The sequence below is a fragment of the Streptomyces sp. NPDC004111 genome (genome assembly GCF_042874215.1).
In the GTDB taxonomy this organism is placed as follows: domain Bacteria; phylum Actinomycetota; class Actinomycetes; order Streptomycetales; family Streptomycetaceae; genus Streptomyces.
Genome location: NZ_JBIAMU010000026.1, coordinates 21,102 through 38,714, shown reverse-complemented (window position 1 = coordinate 38,714; position 17,613 = coordinate 21,102). Strand labels below are relative to the sequence as shown.

19 protein-coding genes are annotated in these 17,613 nt (G+C 73.6%); 6 read left to right on the top strand and 13 right to left on the bottom strand.

All coding sequences use genetic code 11. The features are described from left to right. Positions 1-93: 93 nt before the first annotated feature. The gene (locus ACFYVL_RS38090) at positions 94-747 is read right to left on the bottom strand and encodes a transglycosylase family protein (protein ID WP_389253403.1); all 654 of its coding nucleotides are present in this window, start codon (positions 745-747) and stop codon (positions 94-96) included. A gap of 537 nt (positions 748-1,284) precedes the next feature. Here ACFYVL_RS38090 and ACFYVL_RS38085 point away from each other — a divergent pair. Both ACFYVL_RS38085 and ACFYVL_RS38080 read left to right on the top strand, forming a co-directional pair. Then, entirely contained in the window at positions 1,285-2,061 is a 777-nt protein-coding gene (locus tag ACFYVL_RS38085) for a hypothetical protein (protein ID WP_389253401.1), read from the top strand. Between the two features lie 119 nt (positions 2,062-2,180). After that, positions 2,181-2,540 carry a hypothetical protein gene (locus ACFYVL_RS38080; protein WP_389253399.1) on the top strand — a complete coding sequence of 120 codons (360 nt, stop codon included), beginning with the start codon at positions 2,181-2,183 and terminating at the stop codon, positions 2,538-2,540. Positions 2,541-2,555: 15 nt separating this feature from the next. Here the strand turns inward: ACFYVL_RS38080 and der are convergent, their stop codons facing one another. The 5 genes from der to ACFYVL_RS38055 form a co-directional block, all read right to left on the bottom strand. Then, entirely contained in the window at positions 2,556-4,046 is a 1,491-nt protein-coding gene (gene der, locus ACFYVL_RS38075) for a ribosome biogenesis GTPase Der (protein WP_389253397.1), read from the bottom strand. An 83-nt stretch (positions 4,047-4,129) separates the two neighbouring features. Next, positions 4,130-4,831 (bottom strand): lysophospholipid acyltransferase family protein, encoded by a 702-nt coding sequence (locus ACFYVL_RS38070; RefSeq protein WP_389253395.1) that lies wholly within the window; start codon positions 4,829-4,831, stop codon positions 4,130-4,132. After that, entirely contained in the window at positions 4,789-5,532 is a 744-nt protein-coding gene (cmk, locus tag ACFYVL_RS38065) for a (d)CMP kinase (protein ID WP_389253622.1), read from the bottom strand. The genes ACFYVL_RS38070 and cmk overlap by 43 nt, the downstream gene beginning before the upstream one ends. A gap of 242 nt (positions 5,533-5,774) precedes the next feature. Next, on the bottom strand, positions 5,775-6,860 hold the full coding sequence (locus tag ACFYVL_RS38060; protein ID WP_389253393.1) for a prephenate dehydrogenase: 1,086 nt from the start codon (positions 6,858-6,860) through the stop codon (positions 5,775-5,777). A gap of 259 nt (positions 6,861-7,119) precedes the next feature. Then, complete coding sequence (locus ACFYVL_RS38055) at positions 7,120-7,554, bottom strand: YidB family protein (RefSeq protein WP_389253391.1); 435 nt, start codon at positions 7,552-7,554, stop codon at positions 7,120-7,122. Positions 7,555-7,807: 253 nt separating this feature from the next. On the opposite strand from ACFYVL_RS38055, the gene ACFYVL_RS38050 reads away from it, so the two are divergent. The 4 genes from ACFYVL_RS38050 to ACFYVL_RS38035 are packed head-to-tail and all read left to right on the top strand — an operon-like array spanning position 7,808 to position 10,379. Beyond that, entirely contained in the window at positions 7,808-8,497 is a 690-nt protein-coding gene (locus tag ACFYVL_RS38050) for a hypothetical protein (RefSeq protein ID WP_389253389.1), read from the top strand. A 51-nt stretch (positions 8,498-8,548) separates the two neighbouring features. Beyond that, a complete protein-coding gene (locus tag ACFYVL_RS38045; RefSeq protein WP_389253387.1) occupies positions 8,549-9,145 on the top strand; it encodes a DUF6529 family protein in 597 nt (198 codons plus the stop codon). A 44-nt stretch (positions 9,146-9,189) separates the two neighbouring features. Continuing rightward, a complete protein-coding gene (locus ACFYVL_RS38040; protein WP_389253385.1) occupies positions 9,190-9,642 on the top strand; it encodes a Rieske (2Fe-2S) protein in 453 nt (150 codons plus the stop codon). Positions 9,643-9,659: 17 nt separating this feature from the next. Further along, a complete protein-coding gene (locus ACFYVL_RS38035; RefSeq protein ID WP_389253383.1) occupies positions 9,660-10,379 on the top strand; it encodes a DNA polymerase beta superfamily protein in 720 nt (239 codons plus the stop codon). Positions 10,380-10,430: 51 nt separating this feature from the next. On the opposite strand, the gene ACFYVL_RS38030 is transcribed toward ACFYVL_RS38035, so the two are convergent. The 7 genes from ACFYVL_RS38030 to ACFYVL_RS38000 form a co-directional block, all read right to left on the bottom strand. Further along, positions 10,431-11,456, bottom strand: a complete 1,026-nt coding sequence (locus ACFYVL_RS38030; RefSeq protein ID WP_389253381.1) for an ADP-ribosylglycohydrolase family protein — start codon at positions 11,454-11,456, stop codon at positions 10,431-10,433. Next, positions 11,453-12,271, bottom strand: a complete 819-nt coding sequence (locus ACFYVL_RS38025) for an NUDIX domain-containing protein (RefSeq protein ID WP_389253379.1) — start codon at positions 12,269-12,271, stop codon at positions 11,453-11,455. The genes ACFYVL_RS38030 and ACFYVL_RS38025 overlap by 4 nt, the downstream gene beginning before the upstream one ends. 190 nt (positions 12,272-12,461) lie before the next feature. Further along, on the bottom strand, positions 12,462-13,778 hold the full coding sequence (locus tag ACFYVL_RS38020) for a pseudouridine synthase (RefSeq protein WP_389253377.1): 1,317 nt from the start codon (positions 13,776-13,778) through the stop codon (positions 12,462-12,464). Then, on the bottom strand, positions 13,778-14,422 hold the full coding sequence (scpB, locus tag ACFYVL_RS38015) for an SMC-Scp complex subunit ScpB (protein WP_389253375.1): 645 nt from the start codon (positions 14,420-14,422) through the stop codon (positions 13,778-13,780). Before scpB ends, ACFYVL_RS38020 begins: the two co-directional genes overlap by 1 nt. After that, the gene (locus ACFYVL_RS38010; protein WP_389253373.1) at positions 14,419-15,459 is read right to left on the bottom strand and encodes a segregation and condensation protein A; all 1,041 of its coding nucleotides are present in this window, start codon (positions 15,457-15,459) and stop codon (positions 14,419-14,421) included. The genes scpB and ACFYVL_RS38010 overlap by 4 nt, the downstream gene beginning before the upstream one ends. Positions 15,460-15,526: 67 nt before the next feature. Next, positions 15,527-16,123 (bottom strand): hypothetical protein, encoded by a 597-nt coding sequence (locus ACFYVL_RS38005; protein WP_389253620.1) that lies wholly within the window; start codon positions 16,121-16,123, stop codon positions 15,527-15,529. Continuing rightward, positions 16,120-17,163: a ParA family protein gene (locus ACFYVL_RS38000; RefSeq protein ID WP_389253371.1), complete on the bottom strand. Its 1,044-nt coding sequence runs from the start codon at positions 17,161-17,163 to the stop codon at positions 16,120-16,122. The genes ACFYVL_RS38005 and ACFYVL_RS38000 overlap by 4 nt, the downstream gene beginning before the upstream one ends. Positions 17,164-17,613 lie beyond the last annotated feature (450 nt).

The window sequence follows — 17,613 nt, the reverse complement described above, 5'->3', positions numbered from 1 at the left end:
CGGACGGCAGGGCGGCGGACGGCCTTCGTCGGACGGCAGGGCGCCGGACGGCCCGGCGGTGCCGGGCGACGGGTCAGGCCCGGCCGCGGCGGGTCACAGGTTCAGCCGCAGCCCCGGGACGATGAGGTCCGGATCGCCGCCGACGACGGCCCGGTTGGCCGCGTACAGCTGCCGCCAGCCGGTGCCGTGCGCCTCGGCGATGCCGCCGAGGGTGTCCCCGGGCCGCACCACGTAGCTGCCGCCCTTCGAGGCACGGGCGGTGCCCCGGTCGGCGGCCCGCGGCACGTTCCGGTCGGCCTTGCGGGGCTTGGGCGCGGCCTTCACCGCGGACTTGCCCGGTGCGGGTGCGGCGGCCCCCACCGCGGGCGCGCCGCCCGCGGCACCCGCGCGGCGCGAGCAGTGGGGCCACGCGCCCCACCCCTGGGCGCGCTGGACCTTGGTGGCGACGGCTATCTGCTGGGACTTGCTCGCCCGGTCGGCGGTGCGGGCGTACTTGCCGCCGCCGTACGCGCGCCAGGTCCCGGCGGAGAACTGGAGCCCTCCGTAGTAGCCGTTGCCGGTGTTGATGTGCCAGTTGCCACCGCTCTCGCAGCTCGCGATGCGGTCCCACACTCCACGGTCCGCCGCTGCGGCCTGCGGGCCGGTTGCGGCGATCAGCACGAGCGGGGCCACCAGGGCGGCTCCCACCAGCGCTGCGGTCTCACGACGTCGGCCGCCGCGGCGTATCGCACTGGAACATGCGGACATGGATTCCCTCTCGCAGGACCCGGACTCCCCCTCGGCGGTACGGCCGTGCACGCGTCCGGCGTCCACGGGTCCGACTCCGCCCCGCCCGTCGACGTCACGCATCACTTGCTGGCCGTGCCGGTACTCATGCTGGGCGAGTACGAGCGCGGTTCGACAGGGCGTGTCCGAGCGGTGCTCGATGCACACGGCGGTGGAATCTATGAGCCGGGCGCCCCTGCTACAACCGACGCCTTGTCATTCCAGGCCAGTTGCCCATTACCTCCGGTAACGCCCAATTCAGGACACCCACTTGATCGGTCTATTTCATGATTTCTCGACCCGCCGGCGAATTGATCTGTGACCCAGCTCACCGCCACAACTTCCCTGTAGTCAGCAGGCGTTCACGGGGAGTGAGGGCTTCCGCGCTCCGTTTCACCGTCCGCGCCGGATGAGTCGATTCCGTTCGCCCTGGCGCGTGACCCCTGCCACAGATCGCCCGTTGTCTTCTTGAAGCTCCGGGAACCGCCCGGCGCCCGCACCCAGTTCGAGGAGCCACCCGTGTCGCGCATGCTCGACGTCAGCGACGACGTCCGCGCCGAGATCGGCGACGTAGAAGCCGACCGGCTGCTCGCCGGCGAGAACGCCCCCGGCAGTTACGACTGCACCTCCTGCCGCACGCCCGGCGACTCGGCGCAGGAGGCCACCAGCACCGTCCTGTTCGTCGGCGAGGAGACGGCGGTGCTCGCCTTCGCGCACGCCACCTGCATCCCCTCCCAGGTCGTCCCGGTCTCCGAGGAGCAGCTCCAGGGCGCGGTCCGCTCCATCACCGCCAGCCAGGACGGCTCCGGCGAGGGCTCGGTGCCCGAGCAGGCCGTGCTCGGGGTGACCAGCGGCCTCGTCCTCATCGAGGGCGAGCTGCGGCCCGCGCTCGTCGTGGAGCCGACGGCGGCGGTCGCCCGCCCCGGCAACGACAACGGCGACGAGTTCCTGTCCCTCCTCGTCGAGCAGGGCTTCCAGCCCGTCGCCGACCTCCGGTCGGTGCCCGCCGCGCTGCCCGGCTGGTCCGTGCTGCTCGCGATGGGCCAGCTGCACGCCGTGCTGCAGCCGGGGACGGCGGGCGCCGGCCAGGTCGCCTGGTGGCAGGCGCACCGCCCGCTCCAGGTCACCGACGGCTGGCGGACCGCCGCCAACAAGCTCCAGAAGGTCCTGGTGCTGGCCGCCCCGGTCGGCGCGATCGGCCAGCAGCCGCGCGAGGACCTGCTGCGCAACGCCCTCGACAAGGCCGCGGCGAACGGCGTGCTGGTCGCCGCGACGATGCCGCTCGCGGGCACCTGAGCCGCCCCGGCGCCACCGACCGGTCCTTCCGCCCGGCGGGCGCCGGACGGGAGGAGGATGCGCCGGGTCCGTACGCCCGGTACCCGCATCCGACGGGCAGTGGGGTCGTTGGCACGTACGTGCACTCATACGACCCCACTCGCCCGTACCAGAGCCAGATCCCTGCCATGCGGCCGTCCCAGGAGGCCTCGCCGCAGCCCTCGTTCACGCCGATCTACGACGCCCTCTACTCCGAGTACCGCAAGTCCTTCCGCGCCCTGCCGGGCGACCGGACCGGCGAGGAGGAACTCGGCTTCACGGGCTTCGGCACGACGGCGGGCCTGCACCACCAGCACGGTCACGGCGGCCACCACGGGCACCCGCACACGGCTCCGTACAGCCCCTGGCAGAACCTGCACACCCAGCACAACCAAGGGCGGCAGCACGCCGGGAACCACCTTCCCGCCGCACTGCCGCCCGGCCCCCGCAGGGGCTACTGACCCGCTTCCCGCGGGCTACTTCTTGCGGCCGCGCTTCTCGCGCACCCGCACCGACATGTGGATCGGCGTCCCCTCGAAGCCGAACTCCTCGCGCAGCCGGCGCTCCACGAAGCGCCGGTAGCCGGCCTCCAGGAAGCCCGAGGCGAACAGCACGAACCGCGGCGGCTTGGCACCGGCCTGCGTCCCGAACAGGATGCGCGGCTGCTTGCCGCCGCGGACCGGGTGCGGGTGGGCGGCGACCAGCTCGCCGAGGAAGGCGTTGAGGCGGCCGGTGGGCACGCGGGTCTCCCAGCCCTCCAGCGCCGTCTCGATCGCCGGGACCAGCTTCTCCATGTGGCGGCCGGTCTTGGCGGAGACGTTGACCCGGGGGGCCCAGGCGACCTGGCCCAGCTCGGTCTCGATCTCGCGCTCCAGGTAGTAGCGGCGCTCCTCGTCGAGGGTGTCCCACTTGTTGAAGGCGAGCACCAGGGCGCGGCCGGCCTCGACGGCCATCGTCACGATGCGCTGGTCCTGCACGGAGATGGACTCGCTGGAGTCGATCAGGATGACCGCCACCTCGGCCTTCTCCAGGGCGGCGGCGGTGCGCAGCGAGGCGTAGTAGTCGGCGCCCTCCTGGAGGTGCACCCGGCGGCGGATGCCCGCGGTGTCGATGAACTTCCAGGTCGTACCGCCGAGGGTGATCAGCTCGTCGACCGGGTCGCGGGTGGTGCCGGCCAGCTCGTTGACGACGACGCGGTCCTCCTTGGCCACCTTGTTCAGCAGCGAGGACTTGCCGACGTTCGGGCGGCCGATGAGGGCGATGCGGCGGGGGCCGCCGAGCGGGGTGCCGTTGCCGAAGGTCTGCGCGGGGGCCTCGGGGAGGGCCTCCAGGACGGCGTCGAGCATGTCGCCGGTGCCGCGGCCGTGCAGCGAGGAGACGGGGTGCGGCTCGCCGAGGCCCAGCGACCACAGGGACATCGCGTCGGCCTCGCCGGACAGGCCGTCGACCTTGTTGGCGCACAGCACGACGGGCTTCTTGGCCTTGCGGAGCAGCTTGACGACGGCCTCGTCGGTGTCGGTGGCGCCGACGGTGGAGTCCACGACGAAGACGACGGCGTCGGCGGTCTCGATGGCGTACTCGGCCTGGGCGGCGACCGAGGCGTCGAGCCCCAGCACGTCCTGCTCCCAGCCGCCGGTGTCCATCACCTTGAAGCGGCGGCCCGCCCACTCGGCCTCGTAGGAGACGCGGTCGCGGGTGACGCCCGGCTTGTCCTGCACGACGGCCTCGCGGCGGCCGATGATGCGGTTCACCAGGGTCGACTTGCCGACATTGGGGCGGCCGACGACGGCGAGCACGGGAAGGGGGCCGGCGTTCGCCTCGTCGAGGGCGCCCGCGATCTCCTCCGCGTCGAAGCCCTCCTGCGCGGCGAGCTCCATGAACTCCGCGTACTCGGCGTCACCGAGCGCACCGTGCGAGGCGCCCTGCTCGGGTCCGTGCTCGTCGCCGGAGTGGATCTGGTCGTTCATGAAGTCCGTTCCTCATTCATCATCGATGAGCCGCGTTTCGCCGCGGCCCACTACTCAAGTTTCGCCCACCCGCAGGCCGGGCGCTAACGGCCGGTGAGCCGCCTGGCCCCGGCCAGATGCGCGGCCAGCCGCTCCTGGATCCGTACGGTGGCCTCGTCCAGCGCCTTCCTGGTGCGCCTGCCGCTGCCGTCACCGGCCTCGAAAGCGTCGCCGAAGACGACGTCCACCCGGCTGCGCAGCGGGGGCACCCCCGGTATCAGCCGGCTCTTGCGCTCGGCGCCGCCCAGTACGGCGACGGGGACGATGGGCGCCCCCGACCGTACGGCGAAGTACGCGAGCCCGGCGCGCAGCGAGGCGAAGTCGCCCTCGCCGCGCGAGCCCTCGGGGAAGATCCCGAGCACGCCGCCGTCGCTCAGCACCCCCAGCGCGTCGGTGATCGCGCGCCGGTCGGTGCTCGCGCGGTCCACCTTCAGCTGTCCGATGCCGAGCAGGAACGGACCGAGGGGGCCGACGAAGGCCTCCTTCTTGATGAGGAAGTGCACCGGCCTCGGTGCGGTCCCCATCAGCATCGGCCCGTCGATGTTGTGCGCGTGGTTCACGGCGAGGATGACCGGTCCGGAGGCCGGTACCCGCCAGGAGCCCAGGACGCGGGGCTTCCACAGCCCGTACATCAGCCCGATGCCGATGCCCCGGCCGACGGCGGCGCCCCGCAGGGTGGCCACGCCGGGGCGCTGCGTGTCGGTCACTTTCCGGCCCGCTTCTCCTCGACCAGGGTGACGACGCACTCGATGACCTGGTCCAGGGTCAGCTCGGTGGTGTCCACCTCGACCGCGTCGTCGGCCTTGGCCAGCGGGGAGGTCTTGCGGCCGGAGTCGGCCGCGTCCCGCTTGATCAGGGCTTCCTTGGTGGCGGCGACGTCGGCGCCCTTGGTCTCGCCGCTGCGCCGGGCCGCGCGGGCCTCGGCGGACGCGGTGAGGAAGATCTTCAGTCCGGCGTCCGGCAGCACGGTGGTGCCGATGTCCCGGCCCTCGACGACGATGCCGCCCTCGGCGCCGCGGGCGATCTCCCGCTGCAGCTCGGTGATCCGGGTCCGCACCTCGGGAACGGCGCTGACCGCGCTGACCTTCGAGGTCACCTCGGGGGTACGGATCGGGCCGGACGCGTCCACTCCGTCGACGGTGATCGTCGGGGCGGACGGGTCGGTGCCGGAGAGGATCACGGGCTTGGCGGAGGCGGTGGCCACGGCGGCCGTGTCGCTCACGTCGACCCCGTTGGTCAGCATCCACCAGGTGATCGCCCGGTACTGGGCGCCGGTGTCCAGGTAGCTGAGGCCGAGCTTGGCGGCGACGGCCTTGGACGTGCTGGACTTGCCCGTGCCGGAGGGGCCGTCGATGGCGACAATCACTGCTGCCGGGGCGGTCCGGGCGGCGTTTTCCACGGTGTCGGACACCTTCCTGGTACACGGGCGGAGGGAGGCAGGCTGCATCACTGCCAACCATCTACGGTACCGCCTGAATCCCCGACCCCTGACGCCCAGTCCCCCGGGCCGCCCGCACCGCCCGGCGGCCCGCCCCGGCCGCCCGGCGCCACCCGCCGCCGCCCGGGGGCCCGCACGGCCCCGCGCCACCGCCCGGCCGCCGCGACCGCTACCGCGGCCGGCCACGGTGGGGGGCCGTCACCGGCCGCGCCGCCCGACGGCCCGCCACGGACCGCCCGGCCCTCCCCCGGCTACTTCCGCAGTCCCCAGCCGCGTTCCACCAGCGCCCGGGACAGTGCGTCCACCGCCTGCGGGTCCACCATCAGCTGCACGAGTCCGGCCTGCTGCCCGGTCGCGTGCTCGATCCGTACGTCCTCGATGTTGACCCCGGCCTGTCCGGCGTCGGCGAAGATCCGGGCCAGCTGCCCCGGCTGGTCGCTGATGAGCACCGAGACCATCTCGTAGGCGGCCGGCGCGGACCCGTGCTTGCCCGGCACCCGGACGCGTCCCGCGTTGCCGCGCCGCAGCACGTCCTCGATGCCGTCGGCGCCGCCCCGGCGCTTGTCCTCGTCACCGGACTCCATGGCCCGCAGCGACTGCACGGTGTCCGCCAGGTCCTCGGCGACCCCGGCCAGCACGTCGGCGACCGGTCCCGGGTTCGCCGACAGGATCTCCACCCACATCCGGGGGTCGGACGCGGCGATCCGCGTGACGTCCCTGATGCCCTGGCCGCACAGCCGTACCGCCGTCTCGTCGGCCTCCTCCAGCCGGGCCGCCACCATCGACGACACCAGCTGCGGGGTGTGCGAGACGAGCGCGACCGCCCGGTCGTGGGCGTCCGCGTCCATGACGACCGGCACCGCCCGGCACAGCGCCACCAGCTCCAGCGCCAGGTTGAACACCTCGGTCTCGCTGTCCCTGGTCGGCGTCAGCACCCACGGGCGCCCCTCGAAGAGGTCGGCCGAACCGGCCAGCGGCCCGGACTTCTCCTTGCCCGCCATGGGGTGTGTGCCGATGTACGGGGTGAGGTCGCAGCCCAGTTCCAGCAGTTCGCGCCGGGGCCCGCCCTTGACGCTGGCCACGTCGATGTACCCGCGCGCCACGCCCCGGCGCATCGCGTCCGCGAGGGTCGCGGCGACGTGCGCGGGCGGTACGGCGACGATCGCCAGGTCCACCCTTGCGGCGGGCTCCGCGTCGGTCCCGGCGCCGAGCGCCGCGGCCGTGCTCGCCCGGTCCGGGTCGTGGTCGGCGAGGTGGACAGTGACGCCCCGGGCCGCGAGGGCGAGGGCGGCGGACGTACCGATCAGGCCGGTGCCGATGACAAGTGCGGTTCTCACGGGGCGATGTCCTTGCGCAGGGCGGCGAAGTCGCCGGAGCGGAACAGGGTTCAGGAGATCCGCTCAGCCTAATGGGCCCGGCGGCCGAGCCCCCGCCCGCCCGTACGAAGGACTCGGCGGCCCGTACGAAGGACTCGGCAGCCTGCGCGAAGGCCCTGGCGGCACGGGCGAGGGCCCCGGCCGCAGGCGCGAGGGGCCCCGCCCTCGCCCATGACCCGTCCGGCGGTCGGGGCCCCTGCTCAGGCGATCGGCGTCGCCGTCAGAGTTGCTGTTCCTTGATCAGGTCCTCCAGGGAGGCGGCCTGCGGCAGCGAGCCCTGCGGGGTCAGTTTGTCGACCGCCTGCGGCAGTGCCTGCGCCAGTTGGTCGGCGGCCTGCTGGGGGCTCACCCCGGCCTGCTCGGCGGCCTGGGCGAGGGCGTCGTCGGGCAGTGCCTGGGCCACCTCCTCGCCGCTGACCGCCTTGTTGTCGCCGGTGCCCACCCAGGACTCCGCCTGCTCGGCGAGGCCGGACTTCTTGAGCAGGTCCATGAGGCCGTCCAGCGGACTGCCGCCGCCCTCCTTGCCGCCCGCGCCGCCCGCACCGCCGAGGGCGCCGATGAGCGAGCCGAGGATGTTCCCCGCGCCACCGCCGGAACCGGGGTTTCCGCCGCCGAGAAGGCCGCCGAGAAGACTGCCGAGGTCGTTGCCCGCCATGGTCCTGCCTTTCGCGAGGCTTCCCCGGACGCTTCGAGCGGCGCCCGCGGCGAAGCCGGGGGCGGGTCCGGTCACGGACCCGTCGGACTCGTTCAATCTCGCCCAGATGGCGTCATGCTGCCACTCAGCCCGATCCGCCCCACCTGTCCGGGCCGCCCTGTCCGGTCTGTCCTGACTATGGACGGCGGGGCCCGGGGTCCGCTTGCATGGTGGGTCCGGCGCCGCCTACCCGGAGCCGGCGGGGAGGCCCCCAATGAAACGATCCGGTCCCCTCTACACACTGCTCGCGGGTCTGCTCCTGGCCGCCGTCATGCTGTCGCTCAACGCGACGACGGGCACGAGGAGTTCGGGCTACGGAGGCGGCGGCGCGGCCTCCGCGTCACCGGCGCCGGACCCGGCGGCGCCCCCCGGCCGGACCCCGGCCCCCAAGGTTCCGTCCGCCTCGGCCGCGCCGACCGCCCCGGCGCCCTCGGCCTCCGCTCCCGAGCGCGTCTACGCGGGCCGCACCGACGACGACGGGGCGGCCGTGTCCGTCTCCGTACGGGACCGGCGGGCGGTGGCGTACTACTGCGACGGCCGCACCCGCGAGTCCTGGCTCAAGGGCGACGTCAAGGACGACGGCAGCATGCGGCTGACCGGCAGGAACGGCGCCGAGCTGACCGCGGTCACCCGTGCGGGCGAGATCACCGGCGAGGTCGCGGTCGCCGGCCGCAGGCAGGACTTCACCGCCGCCGGGGCCAACCGGCCCTCCGGCCTCTACCGCGCCACCAACGAGGTGCGCGGCGCCAGGATCGACGGCGGCTGGATCGTCCTCCAGGACGGCCGCCAGGTCGGCATCGTCACCCGCGACGGCAAACCGTCCGCCGCCCCCGTACTCGACCCGGCCACCGGCACCGCGGTCGTCGACAACGCGCGGCTGACGGCCCGCCCCGTGGCCCCGTAGCCCGCCCGAGCCGCCGGCGTCCCCGAGCGACATCCAGGGAGTGACCCCGAGATGAGCAACGTCGACCCCAACGCCCCGACCGCCTCGTTCCCCGCCCCCTCCGCCGGCCACGCCCGCCCCGGCCCGGCCCGGTGGATCCTCCCGGTGCTGGTCGCCGCCGCCGTCGCGGTCGCCCTCGGGGCGTACGGCAGGATCCACGACCCGGCCGGAACGGCGTTCAACCTCGCCGGGTTCAGCAGCACCGGCGCGGTGAAGTCCTGGCTGGCGACGGGGGCCTTCGTGCTCGCGGTCGCCCAGCTCGTGCTGGCGCTGGCCATGTACGGCAGGCTGCCGGGCGTGCGCGGCACCCCGGGGCTGGCCGCCGCGCACCGCTGGACGGGCCGGGCCGCGTTCCTGCTCGCGGTGCCGGTGGCCGTGCACTGCCTCTACGGGCTGGGATTCCAGACCTTCGGCAGCCGGGTGATGTGGCACTCTCTGGCGGGCTGCTTCTTCTTCGGGGCGTTCAGCGCCAAGATGCTGCTGCTGCGCACGGAACGGCTGCCCGGCTGGCTGCTGCCGGTCGTGGGCGGCCTGGTCTTCACCGCCCTGACGGTGATCTGGCTGACGTCGGCGCTGTGGTTCTTCCGTACGTTCGGCCTCACCACCTGACCCACCTCCTCCGTCAAGCGTCACCCGTCCAAGGAGCCAATCCCATGCACGCACCCACCACCCGGCGGACGGTCCTCGCGGCGGCGGCCGGCACGGCGGCCGTCCTGGCCGCCGGCTGCACCAAGTACGGCGAGGAGAAGAAGCCCCCGGCCGAGACCGCGCCGCCCGCACCCGTACCGACGTCCTCCGGCGGGCAGCAGCCGCCCAAGCCCGCCCCGCTGGCCGCCACCTCGGAGATCCCGGTGGGCGGCGGGAAGGTCTTCAAGGACGCCAAGGTGGTCGTCACCCAGCCCGAGGCGGGCAGCTTCAAGGCCTTCTCCGCGATCTGCACCCACCAGGGCTGCACGGTCGCCGACGTCTCCGGCGGCACCATCAACTGCCCCTGCCACGGCAGCAAGTACCGGGTGGCGGACGCCTCGGTGGCGGCCGGCCCGGCCCCGCAGCCGCTCCCGCCGCGCGCGATCACGGTGGAAAGCAATTCGATTCGGCTGGCCTGATTGGCCACAATCCCGGTATGACCAGCTCCCCCGCGCAGGAAACCGCGGACACCCTCGTCCGGGACCACTCCGTCTACTCCTGCGTCATGGGCTCGCGCGCGTTCGGCCTGGCGACCGAGGACAGCGACACGGACGTACGGGGCGTCTTCGTGGCGCCCACCCCGCTGTTCTGGCGCTTCGAGAAGCCCCCGACGCATCTGGACGGCCCGGCTCCGGAACAGTTCTCCTGGGAGCTGGAGCGCTTCTGCGAACTGGCCCTGCGCGCCAACCCCAACGTCCTCGAAGTGCTGCACTCGCCGCTCCCGCTCCACGTGGACGACACCGGCCGCGAACTCCTCTCGCTGCGCCCCGCGTTCCTCACCCGCCAGGCCCTGTCCACCTTCGCCGGGTACGCGGCGAGCCAGCGCAGGAAGCTGGACGCGGACGTGCGCCAGTACGGCGCCCCGCGCTGGAAGCACGCCATGCACCTGCTGCGGCTCCTGGCGAGCGGCCGGGACCTTCTCCGTACGGGTGAACTGACCCTGGACGTGGGCGCAGACCGCGAGGAACTGCTCGCAGTCAAGCGCGGCGAGGTGGCCTGGCCGCGGATCGAGCGCCGGCTGGAGCGGCTGCTCGCGGAGGCCACCGAGGCGGAGTCCACCAGCCCGCTGCCCGCGCTCCCCGACCGCGCCCGGGTGGAGGACTTCCTGTTCCGCACCCGCCGCAGGTCGGCCCTGACGTACGAGGGCAGCCAGTAGCCCAGGGAGGCGGCAGGGGCGTGCCGGGCCGGCCCGCCCCGTACCGCCCGCTCACTCGCCCCGGTCCCACTCCTCCCCCAGCCCCACCAGTTCCCCCCGGTACTCGATCCGCTCCACCCACGCCTGCGGCCAGGCCGCCGCGCCCAGGTGGGCGCCCGCGAAGGCGCCGGCCAGGCAGGCGATCGAGTCCGAGTCGCCCCTGGTGCAGGCCGCCCGGCGCAGGGCCGTGAGCGGCTGCTGGGGGAACATCAGGAAGCACAGCAGCGCCGTCGCCAGCGCCTCCTCCGCGATCCAGCCGTCCCCAGTCACCAGGCACGGGTCGGTCTCGGGCGAGTGCGCCGGGTCGCGCAGGACCGCCGCCAGCCGCTCCAGCACGGCCAGGCACTCCTCCCAGCCCCGCGCGATGAAGTCCTCGGGCGTCGCGTCGTCCGCGTACGTCCACAGGTCGCCGAGCCAGCGGTGGTGGTAGCGCGTCCGGTTCTCCAGCGCGTACGACCTCAGCCGGCCGACCAGACCGGCCGGTTCCGTCCCCTGGGCGAGCAGGAACACCGCACAGGCGGTGAGGTCGGCGGCGGCGAGAGCGGTCGGGTGTCCGTGCGTCAGCGCCGCCTGGAACTGGGCGATCCCGGCCCGCTCCGCCTCGCCGAGCCCCGCCACCAGGCCCACCGGGGCCACCCGCATGTTCGCCCCGCAGCCCTTGGAGTCGATCTGCGAGGCCTTCTGCCAGGGCAGGTCGCTGTCGAGGAGCCGGCAGGCGACCAGGCAGGTGCGGCCCGGCGCGCGGTTGTTCTCCGGCGAGTGGTACCAGTCCACGAACTCCTCGCGCACCGGCCGCTCCAGCCGCTGCGGTCCCAGCGGCCCGCGCGCCGCGGCGGCCCGCAGGCCCCGCCCGAGGGCGAGCGTCATCTGGGTGTCGTCGGAGACGAAGGCCTTCGAGGGCAGTTCCATCTCGCGCCAGGGCCCGCACTTGGCGAGGATCGAGGGAACGTCGTTGAACTCGGTCGGAAACCCGAGCGCGTCCCCGAGGGCGAGCCCGAGCAGGGACCCCGTGGCTGCCTGCTTCGTACGTGTCGTCATGCGGATGTCCCCTCGCTCGTCGTGTCCTTCGCCCCGGCCGGTGCCGCGGGCCGCTGCTCCGGCGCTCCGGCGGGCGTCTCGGCGGGCCGCAGCAGCGGCGGATGCAGCACCGCCCCGGCCCCCGCCCGGTCCGCGCCGCCCGCCCGGTAGAGGGCCGCGGGCTTCCCGCGCCCCCCGGTGCGCCGCGGCGCACCGCCGACCGGTTCGACGAACCCGGCCGCCGCCAGCACCTTGCGCCGGAAGTTGGGGCGGTCCAGCGGCACGCCCCACACCGTCTCGTACACCTGCTGGAGCTCGCCGAGCGTGAACTCGGGCGGGCAGAAGGCCGTCGCGAGCGCCGTGTACTCCAGCCTGTCGCCGATCCGGCGCCCCGCGTCGGCCAGGATCCGCCCGTGGTCGAAGGCGAGCGTCTGCTCCCGGTCGGCCGGCACCCACTGGGCCTCCGCCGCGTCCCCGCCGCCGCGCGGCTCCGGCAGATCCGGTACGAGCGCGGCGAAGGCCACCGACACCACCCGCATCCGGGGGTCCCGGCCGGGGTCGCTGTAGGTCCGCAGCTGCTCCAGGTGCAGTCCGGCGGCGCCGTCCCGGGTGAGCCCGGTCTCCTCCGCCAGCTCCCTCAGCGCGGCCTGCTCGGCGGACTCCTTCGGCAGTACGAAGCCGCCGGGCAGCGCCCACCGGCCCGCGTACGGCGCCTGTCCGCGCCGTACCAGCAGCACGTGCAGCCGCGCCTCGCGGACCGTGAAGACCGCGAGGTCGACGGTCACCGCGAAGGGTTCGAACGCCCCCGGGTCGTAGTCGTCGAGTTCCGTGTGCACACCGCCCCACCCCTTCAATAGTCAGGTTGACTATAAATGGGTGCCCGGGACCCCGCAAGGGGTGTCGGGGAGCGGGGCGGCGCGGGAACGGCAAAAAGCCCGCGCCCGGTCCCCCTGCCTCGGAAGGCGGGGGACCGGACGCGGGCGTCGCGCCGGGGGCCGCTGGCGATGCGGCCCGGGAGGGCAGGCCCTAGAGGCCGACCTCCTTCATCAGCATGCCGACCTCGGTGTTGGTGAGGCGGCGCAGCCAGCCGGACTTCTGGTCGCCCAGCGCGATCGGCCCGAAGGAGGTGCGCACCAGGCGCTCGACCGGGAAGCCGGCCTCGGCCAGCATCCGGCGGACGATGTGCTTGCGGCCCTCGTGGAGGGTCACCTCGACCAGGTAGTTCTTGCCGGTGTTCTCCACGACCCGGAAGTGGTCGGCGCGGGCGTAGCCGTCCTCCAGCTCGATGCCGTCCTTGAGGCGCTTGCCCAGCTCGCGCGGGAGCGGCCCCTGGATGGCGGCGAGGTAGGTCTTCTTCACGCCGTACTTGGGGTGGGTGAGGCGGTGCGCCAGCTCGCCGTGGTTGGTGAGCAGGATGATGCCCTCGGTCTCGGTGTCGAGACGGCCCACGTGGAACAGCCGCGTCTCACGGTTGTTCACGTAGTCGTTGAGGTTCTGGCGGCCGTCCGGGTCGCCCATCGTCGCGACGACGCCCGCGGGCTTGTTCAGCGCGAAGAACAGGTGCGACTGGGCGGCCACGGTCAGGCCGTCGACCTTGATCTCGTCCTTGTGCGGGTCGACCCGCATGCCCTGCTCGACGACGATCTTGCCGTTGACCTCGACCCGGGCCTGGTCGATCAGCTCCTCGCAGGCGCGCCGCGAGCCCATGCCGGCACGGGCGAGGATCTTCTGCAGCCGCTCGCCCTCCTGCTCGGCGCCGGGGAAGGTCTTGGGGAGCTTCACGTCGGGCTTGCCCGCGTAGCGGTCCCGGTTGCGCTGCTCGATCTTGGCGTCCAGCTCGCGCGGGCGGGAGGCACCGGCGTTGAAGTTGCCGCGACGGCCGGGCTTCTGGGGGTTCTGCGGGGACTTCGGGCCGCCCTTGGCGCCGCCGCGCGCGGACGCGCCCCGGCCGCTGCGCGGACCCTCGTGGGTGGCGGAGGGGCCGACGTCGTAGCGCCGCTCCTCGGGACGGGGCCGGCGCGGGCGCTGCTCGCGCTCGTCGTCACGGCCGCCGTAGCCGCCCTCACGGCCGCCCTCACGGCCGCCACCGGTGCCGCGGCCACCGCCGAAGCCCTCCCGGCCGCCACCGGAGCCGCCGCGCCCGCCGCCGGAGCCACCGCGGCCACCGCCGCCGAAGCCGCCCCGGCCGCCGCCGCCCGCCGAGCCCGAACCGGAGCCCGCGCCCCGGCCACCGCCGCCCGCGCCGCCGCGCCCGCCACCCGCAGGGCCGCGTCCGTTGCCCGCACCCCGCTGGTTGCGGTCGTTGCCGCCGCTGCTGCCGCTGTTCCTGCCGTTGCTTCGCATCAAAAATCCGTCTTGTCGTCGTCTGCGTCGGTGTCCGGGGCGTCCGGATCGAACGACGGCACACCCTCTTGCGTCTCGGACTCGATCGCGTCCGCCTCGGGGAGGAAGGGAGCGAGCTCCGGGAGCTCGTCCAGGCCTCGCAGGCCCATCCGCTCCAGAAAGTAGTTCGTCGTCCTGTACAGGATCGCACCTGTTTCGGGTTCCGTGCCCGCCTCCTCGACCAGACCCCGCTGGAGGAGGGTGCGCATGACCCCGTCGCAGTTCACTCCGCGTACGGCCGAAACCCTGGACCGGGACACCGGCTGGCGGTACGCGACGACCGCCAGGGTCTCCAGGGCCGCCTGGGTGAGCCGCGACTGCTGGCCGTCCAGTACGAAGGCCTCGACCGCCGCCGCGTACCGGGCGCGCGAGTAGAACCGCCAGCCGCCCGCCACCAGCCGCAGCTCGAAGCCGCGGCCCTGCACGGTGTACTCGTCGGCCAGCGCCCGCAGCGCGTCGGCGACCTCCCGCTCGGACCGCCCCAGGACCTTCGCCAGGTGCGCGGCGCTCGCGGGCTCGTCCACCACCATCAGCACGGCCTCCAGGGCCCCGCCGAGGTCCTCCGTCCCGAGACCCGCCGCGGCCGGCTCCGCCCGCTCGCTCACTCCTTCTCCTCCACCACGAGATCGAATTCCCCGGTCACCACCGGGTCGCCGGACTCCCCGCCGGTCCAGGTCACGGTCAGCTCGCCCAGCGCCTCCGGCTGGTCGAGGGCGACGGCCTTCTCCCGGTACAGCTCCAGCAGCGCCAGGAAGCGGGCCACCACCGTCAGGGTGTCCGGGGCGTCGCCCACCAGTTCCTGGAAGCCGGCCGTCCCGCGCTTCCTGAGCAGCTCCACCACCACGCCCGCCTGCTCCTGCACGGACACCAGCGGCGCGTGGATGTGGTCCACGTACACCTCGGGCTTCGCCCTCGGCTGCATGGCCTTGACCGCCAGTCGCGCGAAGCCCTCCGCCCCGATGCTGATGACCACCTCCGGCAGCAGTTCGGCGAGCCGGTCCTCCAGCCCCACGGTCCGCGCGAACCGCCGCCCCTCGGCGTCCCACCGCTCCTCGAAGATCCCCGCGATCCGTTTGTACGCCCGGTACTGCAGCAGCCGCGCGAAGAGCAGGTCCCGCGCCTCCAGCAGCGCCAGGTCCGCCTCGTCCTCGACCTCGGCGGCGGGCAGCAGCCGGGCGGTCTTGAGGTCGAGCAGGGTGGCGGCGACGACCAGGAACTCGGTCGTCTGGTCCAGGTCCCAGTCGGCGCCCATGGCCCGGATGTGCGCCATGAACTCGTCGGTGACCTTCGACAGCGCCACCTCGGTGACGTCCAGCTTGTGCTTGGAGATCAGCTGGAGCAGCAGGTCGAAGGGTCCCTCGAAGTTCGCCAGCCGGACGGTGAACCGCCCGTCCCCCGCCGCTTCGGCGGCCCCGGCCCCGTCCGGCCCGGCCGCCGCGGGCTCCGCGACGGGTTCCGGCGCCTGCGGTACGGGGTCGTTCCCGTCCTGGGGTACGAGGTCGTTCCCGTCCTGCGGTACGGGGTCCACATCGGCCGGTGCCGGGATCTCCGGGGCTGCGGACGCCGCCGCCCCCGGCCCGCGCCCCAGCGGGCGGCGGCGCAGGGGGCGGCCGGAGAAGTCCTCGGACGGCGTGGACGGCATCAAGAAGGGTCCTGGTGAAGCGCGGAAGGGCGGGAGGGGGCCAGCCGCGAGGCTACCCCCGCACCGCTCAGCGCCCGCGCAGGCGCCGTACCAGAATGCTCGCGTCGCCCCGCGACTCCAGGTCGGCGAGTACGACGGCGACCGCCTCGCGGACGATCCGTCCGCGGTCGACGGCGAGCCCGTGCTCGCCGCGCAGGACGAGGCGGGCGTGCTCCAGGTCCATGAGCTCCTCGGCGGAGACATAGACGGTGATCTTCTCGTCGTGCCGCTCCCGGCCGCTGGGCCGCCGGTTGGCGCCCCGGCCGCCCCGACGGCGGGGCTGGGCCCCGGAGGCCGCCTGCGCGCCGCCACGGGCCGCCCCGGGGGCCTCCTGGGCCCGGTTGGCGGCGGCCTTCGCGGCGGCGGTCGCGGACCCGGGCCCGGCCGGAGCCGGAACGGTTCCCTCCGCTCCCCTGGTGCGCTGCTGCCCCGCCGCGTCGGCGGCGGCGCCGTGCTCGGTGGCCGCGGCGTCCGGGTCGGCCTCCGGAGCGGCGTCCGCGGCGGGTTCCCCCGCGGGCGCCGGCACCCGGGCCGCCTCACCGTTGGCGCCGGACCTCCGGGCGGAGGACTGCAGGCCCATCCCCCCGGTCGTACGGAACAGCTCGTCGGCCCCCGGCAGACTCACTCGGCGTGACACCGGGCGAGCACCTCCCTGGCGAGCTGGCGGTAGGCGGCGGCACCGACGGAGTTCGAGGCGTACGTGGTGATGGGCTCACCGGCGACCGTGGTCTCCGGGAAGCGCACCGTACGGCCGATGACCGTGTGGTAGACGTGGTCGTCGAACGCCTCGACCACGCGCGCGAGGACCTCACGGCTGTGCACCGTGCGCGAGTCGTACATCGTCGCGAGGATGCCGTCGAGCTCCAGGTCGGGGTTGAGCCGCTCCTGGACCTTCTCGATCGTCTCGGTCAGCAGCGCCACACCGCGCAGCGCGAAGAACTCGCACTCCAGCGGCACGATCACCTTGTGGGCGGCCGTCAGCGCGTTCACCGTGAGCAGGCCGAGCGAGGGCTGGCAGTCGATCACGATGTAGTCGTAGTCGTTCATCAGCGGCTTCAGCGCCCGCTGGAGCGTCGACTCGCGGGCGACCTCGCTGACCAGCTGCACCTCGGCGGCGGACAGGTCGATGTTGCTGGGCAGCAGGTCCATGTTCGGAACGGCCGTCTTCAGCAGCACCTCGTCGGCCGCCATGCCCCGCTCCATGAGCAGGTTGTAGACCGTGAGGTCGAGCTCCATCGGGTTCACCCCGAGGCCGACCGACAGGGCTCCCTGCGGGTCGAAGTCGACGAGCAGGACACGGCGTCCGTACTCGGCGAGGGCGGCGCCCAGGTTGATGGTCGAGGTCGTCTTGCCGACCCCGCCCTTCTGGTTGCACATCGCGATGATCTTTGCCGGGCCGTGATCGGTCAGCGGTCCGGGGATCGGGAAGTACGGCAGCGGCCGTCCGGTCGGGCCGATCCGCTCACGGCGCTGGCGGGCAGCGTCGGGGGCGAGGGTGGCCGCGTACTCGGGGTCGGGCTCGTACTCGGCGTCGGGATCGTAGAAGTGCCCCTGGGACACCTCGTCGAAGTCGGCGAAGCCGGTGGTGGACTTATCGCCACTCTGGTCGCCGGCCATGGCGTTCACGTGTAGGCCGTCCATGCTCTGGTGGGATGTCGTCGTCATGTGCTGATGGGTGGCGAAGGTGCGGACCGCGACCGAGCCGACAGCTTCGAGCCCTGTAGGGCTCTGGCCCTGCGCAGGCGTTCCCGGTTGACCACCCCCGGGAGTAAATGTCGACTCATTCACAAGTCGTCTTACCTCCTTGGGACGTGACCAGGAAACATATCGATAGGTCAGCGTGGCACCATGCCGACGGTGGCCGACTCTATGGCGTGTCACCGCTCCGCAGCAACACAATCCGCCGGACCCGGGTCGATGTGTCGGCAACCGAACACCTCGCTGTCAAGGGTGCGCGGGGGTGCAAGCGAAGCACGCGAGCCGGATTTCACAGGTACGCGAAACGGTTAAAAGGGTTACGTTCGCGACGAGTTGAACGAGTGCCGCAAAGCACCCGGACGCGCGTCCGGCCGGACCTCGCTGGGCAAGGTCCGGCCGGGCACGTGATGTTGACGA